Source organism: Streptomyces synnematoformans, from assembly GCF_039531005.1.
Lineage (GTDB): Bacteria > Actinomycetota > Actinomycetes > Streptomycetales > Streptomycetaceae > Streptomyces > Streptomyces synnematoformans.
Window position 1 is genome coordinate 1 of sequence record NZ_BAAAPF010000285.1, and the last position, 9144, is coordinate 9144.

General features: G+C 75.5%; 10 protein-coding genes and 1 riboswitch. Of the genes, 4 read left to right on the forward strand and 6 right to left on the reverse strand.

Annotation, left to right across the window (positions count from 1 at the left end):
- The 5 genes from ABD317_RS29185 to ABD317_RS29205 all read right to left on the reverse strand — a co-directional run.
- Positions 1–845 (reverse strand): ABC transporter ATP-binding protein (locus tag ABD317_RS29185; protein WP_344293601.1); only part of this gene is annotated, 845 nt, incomplete at its 3' end.
- Entirely contained in the window at positions 842–1861 is a 1020-nt protein-coding gene (locus tag ABD317_RS29190) for a FecCD family ABC transporter permease (RefSeq protein WP_344293603.1), read from the reverse strand. The genes ABD317_RS29185 and ABD317_RS29190, both read right to left, overlap by 4 nt.
- Positions 1862–1953: 92 nt before the next feature.
- Entirely contained in the window at positions 1954–2958 is a 1005-nt protein-coding gene (locus ABD317_RS29195; protein WP_344293586.1) for an ABC transporter substrate-binding protein, read from the reverse strand.
- Positions 2959–2998: 40 nt separating this feature from the next.
- A riboswitch (cobalamin riboswitch) is annotated at positions 2999–3188 on the reverse strand.
- 99 nt (positions 3189–3287) lie between these two features.
- Positions 3288–3722 carry a PIN domain nuclease gene (locus tag ABD317_RS29200; RefSeq protein ID WP_344293588.1) on the reverse strand — a complete coding sequence of 145 codons (435 nt, stop codon included), beginning with the start codon at positions 3720–3722 and terminating at the stop codon, positions 3288–3290.
- Positions 3723–3725: 3 nt separating this feature from the next.
- Positions 3726–3965, reverse strand: a complete 240-nt coding sequence (locus ABD317_RS29205; RefSeq protein ID WP_344293589.1) for a type II toxin-antitoxin system VapB family antitoxin — start codon at positions 3963–3965, stop codon at positions 3726–3728.
- A 149-nt stretch (positions 3966–4114) separates the two neighbouring features.
- On the opposite strand from ABD317_RS29205, the gene ABD317_RS29210 reads away from it, so the two are divergent.
- From ABD317_RS29210 to ABD317_RS29220, 3 genes are all read left to right on the forward strand, one after another.
- Positions 4115–4483 (forward strand): ArsR/SmtB family transcription factor, encoded by a 369-nt coding sequence (locus tag ABD317_RS29210; RefSeq protein ID WP_344293591.1) that lies wholly within the window; start codon positions 4115–4117, stop codon positions 4481–4483.
- 105 nt (positions 4484–4588) lie between these two features.
- Positions 4589–5929: an MFS transporter gene (locus ABD317_RS29215; RefSeq protein WP_344293593.1), complete on the forward strand. Its 1341-nt coding sequence runs from the start codon at positions 4589–4591 to the stop codon at positions 5927–5929.
- 84 nt (positions 5930–6013) lie between these two features.
- Positions 6014–6811, forward strand: a complete 798-nt coding sequence (locus ABD317_RS29220; RefSeq protein ID WP_344293595.1) for a hypothetical protein — start codon at positions 6014–6016, stop codon at positions 6809–6811.
- Between the two features lie 28 nt (positions 6812–6839).
- Here the strand turns inward: ABD317_RS29220 and ABD317_RS29225 are convergent, their stop codons facing one another.
- On the reverse strand, positions 6840–8159 hold the full coding sequence (locus ABD317_RS29225; protein WP_344293597.1) for an FAD-binding oxidoreductase: 1320 nt from the start codon (positions 8157–8159) through the stop codon (positions 6840–6842).
- A gap of 314 nt (positions 8160–8473) precedes the next feature.
- Here ABD317_RS29225 and ABD317_RS29230 point away from each other — a divergent pair.
- Positions 8474–9144, forward strand: a 671-nt coding sequence (locus tag ABD317_RS29230; protein WP_344293599.1) for a hypothetical protein, incomplete at its 3' end; no start/stop codon positions are given.

Sequence of the window (9144 nt, forward strand, 5' to 3'; positions counted from 1 at the left end):
CTGCGCGGGGCCGCCCGGCCCGCGGCCCCCGGCGGGGCACCGTCGGGGAGCACCGTGACCTGCGGGCGGGCGGTGGCCGGGTGTACGGCGACCTCGGCCACCACCCCGTACACCTCCGCGAGCAGCGCCGGGGTGAGGACGTCGGCCGGCGGCCCGGCGGTGACCGCGCGGCCGGCGCGCAGCACGCAGATGCGGTCGCAGAACGCGGCGGCCAGGTTGAGGTCGTGCAGGGCGACGAGGGCGGTGACGCCGAGGCCGCGGACGAGGCGGAGGGCGTCGAGCTGGTGGCGCAGGTCGAGGTGGTTGGTCGGTTCGTCGAGCACCATCGTGCCCGCGCGCTGCGCCAGCGCCCGCGCAATGAGCACCCGCTGTTTCTCGCCGCCCGACAGCCGGTCGAAGGGCGCGCCGGCCAGCTCCGCCGCCCCGACCGCCGCGAGGCAGTCGGCGATGACGGCGCGGTCGGCGGCGTCGTCCCCGGCGAAGGCCCGCTTGTGCGGCGTACGGCCCATGGCCACCACGTCGTACACCGTCAGCTCGAAGGCGCCGGGGGTCTCCTGCAGCACCGCGGCGAGCCGCCGCGCCAGCCGCCTGCCGGGCAGGGTGCGCACGTCGTCGCCGTCGAGGAGTACGCGCCCGGACGTGGGCCGCACGGCGCGGTAGACGGTGCGCAGCAGCGTCGTCTTGCCGGCGCCGTTGGGGCCGACGAGGCCGACGACCTCGCCGGGGGCGACGTCGAGGGACACGGCGTCGACGAGGGTGCGCCCGCCCGCGGCGACGGTGACGGACTCCAGCCGCAGCGCGCCGGGGGCCCCGGGTGCGCCGCCCGTCACCGGACCGCCCGTCACCGCGCCGCCCTCCGGCGCATCAGCCACAGGAAGAACGGCCCGCCGGCCAGCGCCGTCAGCACCCCGACGGGGATCTCCTCCGGGCTGATGAGCGTGCGCGCCGCCAGGTCCGCGGCGATCAGGAACGCCGCGCCGAGCAGCGCCGCCGCGGGCAGCGCCCGCCGGTGGTCGGCCCCGACCAGCAGCCGCACCACGTGCGGCAGGATCAGCCCGACGAACCCGATGGTGCCGCTGACCGCGACCGCCGCGCCGACCATCACGGCGACGAGCACGAACATCGCGGAGCGGAAGCGGTGGACGTCCAGGCCGAGGGCCGCGGCGGCCTCCTCGCCGGCGAGGAGCAGGTTGAGCGGGCGGGCCACGGCGAGCAGCACGGCCGTGCCGAGGACGACGACGGCCAGCGGTATCCAGACCAGCCGCCACGTGCTGCCGGCGAGCCCGCCGAGCATCCAGCGCAGCGCGGACTGCGTCTTGCGCGGGTCGCCGGAGGTGACGACGAGGAAGCCGACGACGGCGGACAGCACTTCGGCCGTGGCGACGCCGGCGAGCACCAGCCGCAGCGACGTCATGCGGCCGTCGGTGCCGAGGGCGAGGAGGTAGACGGCGCCGAGCGCGCCGAGGGCGCCGGCGAACGCCGCCAGCGGCAGGGTGAACAGGCCCAGCACCGTGACGTTGAAGACCACGACGAGCACGGCGCCGACCGTCGCGCCGGACGAGATGCCCAGCAGCATGGGGTCGGCCAGCGGATTGCGTACAAGCGCCTGCAGCGCCATCCCGCACACCGCGAGCCCCGCGCCCACCGCCCCGGCCAGCAGCACGCGCGGCAGGCGTACGTCCCACACGATGGTCTCGTGCACGGGGCTCCACCCGGGGTCGGCGAGGGCGGGGTGGAGGCGGTGCAGCAGGATGCCCCAGACCTGGCCGGCGGGGATGCGGACGGAGCCGAGGGCGATGGCGGCGGTGGCGGCGAGGAGGACGAGGGCGGCGAGCAGCGCGAGCAGCAGGGCGAAGGACAGCCGCCGCCCCTTGCCCTCCCCGGCCGGCGGCGGGCCCGGGGCCGGGGTCGCGGCGGGCTTCGGTGCCGGGGTCGGTGCGGGGGTGGCCACCGTCACCGGAAGAGGTCCGGGTGCAGCTGGCGGGCCAGCGAGTCGACCCCCTCCGGCACCCGTACGCCCAGCACGGTGGCGGACAGCGGCAGCACGGCGAAGCGTTCGTTCCGTATCGCCGGCACGTCCTGCAGCGCGGGGTGGGAGAGCAGGAACCGCTTCTTGTCGGCGACGGACCGGTCACCGTAGTCATAGATGACGACAACGTCCGGTGCCCGGGCGGCCACCTGCTCGAACGACACGTCCCCGAAGGGCTTGCCGACGTCGGCGAAGACGTTCCGGCCGCCCGCGCGCCTGATGATCTCGTTGCCGATCCCGGCGCCGCCCGCGGTGAACGCGGTCTTGTCCCCGCTGTCGTAGACGAAGACCTCCGCGGGCTCCGCGCCCGCGACCGCCTCCCGCACGGCCGCCAGGGTCGCGTGCGCCTCGCCGAGCAGCTTCTCCGCGCGCCGCGGCACGCCGAAGACCTCGGCGACGGTGCGGATCTCGCGGTCCAGGAGGTCCACGGTCACGGGCGGGTCCGCGCACTCCTCCAGGCTGAGGTACGAGTCGATGCCCGCCCCGGCGAGCGCGTCGCGACCGCGGCCCTCCTCGAAGGCGCTGGCGAACCCGCCGTAGACGAAGTCGGGTTCGGCGGCGAGCAGCGTCTCGTACGAGGGGTACTCGTCGGCGATGACGTCGATGCCGTCGTACGCCTCGCGGTACGCGGGCAGGACCTCGTCGTCGAGGTAGCCGGTGCCGGCCATGGACTTCTCCAGCCCGAGCGCCAGCATGATCTCGGTGACGTGCTGGTTGAGGGTGACCGCCCGCCGCGGCGGGCGCTCGTAGACGGTCTCGACGCCGCAGTTGTCGACGGTGACGGGAAACCCGGGCGGGGACGACGCGCCGCCCCCGCCGTCCTCGCGGGCGGGACCGCCGCAGGCGGCGGCGAACAGCAGGGCCGCGGGAAGGGACAAACGCAACAGACGCGACAGCCGGGACACCGGGCCGCGCAGCCGGGCACGCATGGCGAAGCACGCTCCTCTCCGGGGAAATCCGCCCCAGATTCATCGAGGAGGTGACGACGTGAGTCTCCTGGCTCTCGGTTCACCGCCGACCCCTGGCCTTCCCACCCGTACCCGGGCAGTGGCCTGTTGCGGAGTCGGCTCACCGATCACAGTGGCGGGACCGCACCGGATTCACACCGGCTTCCTCGTTCCGCCGTCACCTTGGGGGGCCATCATCGCAGACGGACGCCGCACGGGGGAGCCCCGGAGGGAACCGGGGCGGTCGCCGGCGACGGCGGCGCGCACCGTTCAGGACGGGACGCCGCCCACCCCGTCCCCCGTCCGGCGCTTCACCCGGGCAGCCGGCCCGGGTGCAGATCGGCGGTGCCCGGGGGTGCCACCCACTGAGTGGGCTGACCGGTGACTTCGGCGATCATGTCGTAGTCGCCGTCGTAGTGCAGCACCGTGGCGCCGTGCCGCTCCGCGGTGGCGGCGATGACCAGATCCATGCCGGACACCGCGCGCCAGTTGCCGTTGCCCACCAGCCCCCGCTGAGCCTCGGCGGCTCGGTCCCACACCTCGTCGGGCATGGTCAGCCAGTCAAACCCGCGCAACTCCTCCTGGATGCGCAGAATGTCGGCCTTGGAGCGGGCACTGTAGGACAGTTCGATCTCCACCGCGCCGCACACGGCCAGCAGGCCGCGCCGTGACAGCTCATCCAGGCGCGGTCCGACGGCCGGCTTGGGCCAGCGCGCAAGCGCGGACGTGTCGATCAGGTAGCGCACCGCTCAGGCAGCCCGCCCCGCGTCACCCTCGGTCCGGGTCTCGGTCTCGGTCTCGGTCTCGACCGGACCGGTGAGATCCGGCAGGCCGCCGGACTTGAGCCAAGCCGCGAACGACTCCCGCTTCCGCAACTTGACCAGTTCTTCGAGAGCGCCGTTGACCGTGGCCACCTTGCTGGAGGTACCCAGGATCTCCGCCGCCTCGGCCAGCAGCACATCATCGATGTCCACGACGGTCCGCGCCATATCCACACCTCCGGCGATATCAAAACCCACTGCAGATGATATCGCCTGTGGTTCAACGAGACAACCCGAACCGTCACCCCCGAACACCGAGCGTCACGACGACCCTGCGCGTCCGGCCCGGCGCCCTCGTACGGCCATACGATGGGCGCATGCCGGAGCGTGACACCGCACCCCCGCCAGCCTCCCGCGTCCACCGCCACGAGTGGACCCCCGACCGGGAGCAGCTGGAGGCCGCCAGCACGGTCTTCGCGCTGCTGGCCGACGCGACGCGCCTGCATCTGCTGTGGCTGCTCGCCGAGGGCGAGGCCGACGTGACGGAGCTGGCCACCGCCAGCGGGGCCGCCCGGCCGGCCGTCAGCCAGCACCTCGCCAAGCTGCGCCTGGCCAACCTGGTGCACTCCAGGAAGGAGGGGCGCCGCGTCGTGTACTCGCTGCGCGACGGGCATCTGCGGGGCCTCGTCGTGGAGGCGCTCAACCACGCCGACCACGTCATGACCGGCGAGCCCTGGCACTCCTGAGCCGGGATCCGCAGCCGGGATCGGCCTCCGCGGGAATGCGGCCCCGCCTCTTCATGCTTAACATGTGCGTATATGCGCACACGAGCAAGGAAGAGGGCCAGGGCCATGATCTCCGTACTCCGCAACCGCACCTACCGGCACCTCTTCGCCGCCCAGGCCCTCGCCCTCCTCGGCACCGGCCTGGCCACCGTCGCGCTCGGCCTCCTCGCCTACGACCTCGCCGGCGGCGACGCCTCCGCCGTCCTCGGCACCGCCATGGCCGTCAAGATGGTCGCCTACGTCGGCATCGCCCCCGTCGTCGGCGCCCTCGCCGGCCGCATCCCGCGGCGCGCCATGCTGGTCGGCGCCGACCTGGTGCGCGGCGCCGTGGCGCTCGGGCTGCCGTTCGTGACCGAGGTCTGGCAGGTCTACGTGCTGATCTTCCTGCTCCAGTCCGCCTCCGCGGCGTTCACCCCGACCTTCCAGGCCACCATCCCCGAGGTGCTCCCCGCCGAGCGCGACTACACCCGGGCGCTGTCGCTGTCGCGGCTGGCGTACGACATGGAGAGCCTGTTCAGCCCCGTGCTCGCCGCCGGGCTGCTGACGCTCGTCACGTACGACCGGCTCTTCCTCGGCACGGCCGCCGGCTTCGCCGCCTCCGCCGTGCTGGTCGTCTCCGTGGTACTGCCGAAGCCGGCGCCGCGCGAGCGCGGCGGCGGGGCGAACGGCGGGGCGAACGGCCGGGACAGCGGCGGGGGGCTCGCCAGGGCCGCGTTCACCGGGGCCGCGTACGGGATGCGGCTCCTCGGCTCCGTGCCCCGGCTGCGCGCGCTCCTCGCGCTCAACCTCGCGGTCGCGGCGGCCGGCGCGATGGTGATCGTGAACACCGTCGTGCTGGTCCGCGACCACTTCACCCGCTCGGTCGGCGACGTGTCGCTGGCCCTCGGCGCCTTCGGCGCCGGGTCGATGGCCGTGGCACTGGCGCTGCCCCGGGTGCTGGAGCGGGTCGGCGACCGGGCGGTGATGCTGCCGGCGGCGTTCGTGCCGGCGCCGGTGCTGGCCGTCGTCGGGGCGGGCCTGGCGGGCGGCGTACGGACCTGGCCGGCGCTGCTCGCCGCGTGGGCCGTCCTGGGGGCGGCGACCTCGGCGATGGTGACGCCGACGGGGCGGCTGATCCGCGGCGCGGTGCCGGGGAAGGCGGACCTGCCGGCGGCGTTCGCGGCGCAGTTCTCGCTGTCGCACGTCGCGTGGCTGCTGACGTACCCGCTGGCCGGCTATCTGGCGGCGCGGACGGGGCCGGCCGCGGCGGCGGGGGTGCTGGCGGGCGTGGGGCTCGCGGCGGCGCTGACGGCGGCGCTGCTGTGGCGGCCCGAGGGCGCGGGGCGTACGGGCGGGGAGGCGGCCGGGACGTACCGGGCGGCCCGCGGCGGGCGCCTCACCCGGGAGCGCACGACCACCGCGGCGTAGCCCGGGAATATACCCCCAAGGGGTATCTGTTTACGGTGCTCACCACACCATCGGCACCCGGACCCGAAGGGCAGGAACCCCGCCATGAACACCGCACACCACCACGGTCACCACGAAGCCCACGCCCACGCCGCCCACCACGCTCCCGCCGGCCCTGCCGGCCTGCACAGCTCCGAGGCCGGCTACACGCTGGCCCTCCAGGACACCGTGCTCCCCGCCGCCGCCGACACCGAACTGCGCTTCCGCCTCCTCGGCGACGACGGCCGCCCGGTCACCGACCTCACGCCCCTCCACGACAAGCCGGTCCACCTGATCGTCGTCCGCCGCGACCTCACCCGCTACGTCCACGTCCACCCCGCCGAGGCCGGCGACGGCACCTGGTCGGTCCGCGTCCGGCTGCCCGAGCCCGGCGCCTACCGCGTCTTCGCCGACTTCGCCCCCGCCGCCCTCGGCCGCACCCTCACCCTGGGCGCGGACCTCACGGCCGGCGACCCCACCGCCCCCGGCCCCGTGCGCGAACTCCCCGCGCCCGCCGCCGCCTTCGCCGTGGACGGCCGCGAGGTGACGCTCACCGGCGCGCCGGCGGCGGGCGAGGCGCGGCGGCTGGAGTTCGCGATCGCCCGCGACGGCCGGCCGGTCACCGACCTGCAGCCGTACCTCGCCGCGTACGGCCACCTGGTGGCGCTGCGCCTGGACGACCTGGCGTACGTCCACGTCCACCCGGACGGCTCCCCCGGCGACGGCACGACCGAGCCCGGCGGCCCTGTCGGGGCGTTGGCGTTCCACGCGCAGGTGCCGGGCCCGGGGACGTACCGGCTGTTCCTCGACTTCAAGCACGAGGACGCCGTGCGCACCGCGGAGTTCACCGCGGTCGTGCGGTGAGAACGGGGGGCGAGGACGATGCGGGCGGTCAGTCCTTGTCGACGGGGAAGTTGCTGCGGAAGACCCCCTGCGGGTCGCGGGCCCGCTTGACGGCCCGCAGGCGGGCCAGGCTCTCGGCGCCGAAGGCGTCGGCCGCGCGCTCGCCGACGCCGAGGAACGTGTACGGCTTGTGGCCCGGGACGTAGTCCCCGAGGGCCTTCAGCAGCGCGGCGCGGCGGGCGACGACGCCGTCGGCGACCTCGGGCGAGATCGGCACGCCGAAGAAGTAGAGGAGATACGGCTCGGCCAGCGCCCCGTGCGGCGCGTCCGAGGGGCGGGTCAGCGCACCGCCCATGTGGCGCAGCTGGACGGCGAACAGCGGGTCGATCGGCTCCGCGAGGAGCGTGTCGATCACGGTGTCGTCAAGCGCCGTGAGCACCTCGCCGCGGCTCATCCCGGGGCTGGGGTCGGTGGGCTCGTCGGTGATGGTGCCCAGCTCGTGCACCGGCAGCACGGCGCGGTTGTCGTCGAGCCGGCCCCCGATCGCGTCGAACGGCGCCAGCAGCCGGGACCCGGCCTCGCCGGCGTCCTCGCCGAGGTACGTGGCGTGGACGGCGACCATCGGCTCGGCGCCGGGGATGTTCAGCAGCGCGATCCAGACGGTCAGCTCGTCCGGCGCCTCGGCGGTCACCGTGCGGAACACGTCCAGCACCTCGCGGGACCGCGCCCCCGGCCAGAGCATCTGGCCGCCGTAGAGGGCGGGCGCGGGATACAGCCGGAACTCCGTCGCGGTGACGAGCGCGAAGTCACCGCCGCCGCCGCACAGCGCCCAGAACAGCTCGGGGTCGGAGTCGGCGGTCACCCGGGCGGGCGCGCCGTCGCCGCCGACGACCTCGAAGGCCGTGACGGAGTCGGCCGCCCAGCCGTGGGCGCGGCTGAACCAGCTGACACCGCCGCCCAGCGTGTACCCCGTGACGGAGACGACGGGCGAGCTGCCGGGCAGCCCGGTCAGCCCGTGCCGGGAGGCCTCTTCCTGTACGCGCCCCCACGGGACCCCGGCGCCGGCGCGGGCGATGCGGGCCGCGGGGTCGACGCGCACCTCGTCGAGGCGGCGGGTGCGCAGCAGAATCGCGCCCGCCACGTCGCCCGAGGCGCCGTGCCCGCTGGGCTGCGCGGCGATCGGGACGCCGGCCCCGCGGGCGTAGCGGACCAGCGCGGCGACGTCGTCGGCGTCGGCGGCCTCCACGACGGCGGCGGCGGGCTGCGGTACGGCGGCGTTCCACGGCCCGGTGGCCGCCTCGAAACCGTCGTCGCCGGGCAGGAGCACCTGGCCGCGGACGGCGGTGCGGAGCTGGTCGATGTTGCTCATTTCGGGTCCTTACGGGGTTTCGCGAACGGGTGGTTCGGGTTCGAGCATTGCGCGCGGGTCGGACATCGGGCGCGGGAGGAGGCCGGTGCCGGCGGGAAGCCGCGCGGCGGAAGGAGCGGACGGGGCCGCCGCACGGGGCCGTGGGCGCGATGTCCGGAGGCGAGCGGGTCTGCACCCACCCGTCGAGTGTGAGATAGGTCTCACCGTCACCACTCCTTATGGGCATTCATCGTGCTCCGCGGGATTCCGGCGCTGGCACATTGTTCGCTCGTCGAGCACCCCTCCACCCATACGACGGAAGGGACGGCAGGAAAGTGACGACGATCTACTGCCCGCGTTGCAACAGCCGGCACGACGCGGCGGGGGCGCCCTGGTGCGCTCCGCCGCGCAGCGTTCCCGCGACCGAGGCGCCCGGGGTCTACGGGACGCTCGGAAGCCCGGCACTGCAACTGCCCGCGACGGCGTCGAGCGGGCCCGCGCCCGGGGACCTGGAGCTGTTCGCGGACGGGGACAGATCGTTGCCCGCGGGCGCGGGCGCGGGCGCGGATACGGACGCGGACGCGGACCGTAGCGGGGCCGGAGACGGGAACGGGTACGGGTACGGAGACGGGGGCGCGCCGGACGCCGGCGAGGGCGCCGACCGCGGCGTCGGGGCCGAGCTCGTGCCCCTGCCGCCGCGGGCCCGGCACCGGCGCTACAAACGGCGGAACCGGCGGCTGGCCGGGATGGCGGCGGCCGGGATGACCGTGCTGTCCGGCGGGCTGCTCGCCGCGAACGCCTTCGGCGGCGGCGGAGGCGGCGCCCGCACCGACGGCGCCGCGGCCCGGCCCGACACCCCGGTGCAGCCGCTGCCCGCCGAGGAGTCCGGCGACGGCGCCGGCGGCGCCACCCCGGACGGCGACCGGCCCACGGGGGCGGCGTCGCCCGACGCCGCGGGGCCCACGGGGGCGCGGGCCCCGCCGGCGCGGGGGGGCCGCGGCGCCGC

Excerpts from the sequence above, each read along its gene's own strand:
- ABD317_RS29195 (WP_344293586.1), bottom strand. The coding sequence starts at position 2,958 with ATGCGTGCCCGGCTGCGCGGCCCGGTGTCCCGGCTGTCGCGTCTGTTG.
- ABD317_RS29205 (WP_344293589.1), bottom strand. The coding sequence starts at position 3,965 with ATGGCGCGGACCGTCGTGGACATCGATGATGTGCTGCTGGCCGAGGCG.
- ABD317_RS29210 (WP_344293591.1), top strand. The coding sequence starts at position 4,115 with ATGCCGGAGCGTGACACCGCACCCCCGCCAGCCTCCCGCGTCCACCGC.
- ABD317_RS29215 (WP_344293593.1), top strand. The coding sequence starts at position 4,589 with ATGATCTCCGTACTCCGCAACCGCACCTACCGGCACCTCTTCGCCGCC.
- ABD317_RS29220 (WP_344293595.1), top strand. The coding sequence starts at position 6,014 with ATGAACACCGCACACCACCACGGTCACCACGAAGCCCACGCCCACGCC.
- ABD317_RS29225 (WP_344293597.1), bottom strand. The coding sequence starts at position 8,159 with ATGAGCAACATCGACCAGCTCCGCACCGCCGTCCGCGGCCAGGTGCTC.